The sequence below is a fragment of the Acinetobacter sp. UBA1297 genome (genome assembly GCF_002307755.1).
GTDB classification, from domain to species: Bacteria; Pseudomonadota; Gammaproteobacteria; order Pseudomonadales; family Moraxellaceae; genus Acinetobacter; species Acinetobacter radioresistens.
In genome coordinates, this window is record NZ_DBUF01000005.1 from 1 (window position 1) to 205 (window position 205).

Below are 205 nucleotides of genomic sequence, written 5' to 3' on the forward strand. Positions count from 1 at the left end.
TGGAAGTTTCCGAACAGGGAGATCTGGCCAACTGGATGATTCCGGGCAAGAAAGTTAAGGGCATGGGCGGAGCCATGGATCTGGTTGCAGGTGTACAAAAAGTCGTAGTGCTGATGGAGCACTGTGCGAAAGACGGAACACTAAAAATTGTAAAACAGTGTAGCCTGCCACTTACAGGTAAAGGTGTAGTCCACCGGATTATTAC

The 205-nt window shown here is 48.3% G+C and carries 1 protein-coding gene; it reads left to right on the forward strand.

The window, feature by feature from the left end; all coding sequences use genetic code 11:
- Positions 1 to 205: CoA-transferase (locus B3R63_RS01345; protein WP_286728124.1), on the forward strand; the 205-nt coding region annotated here is incomplete at both ends.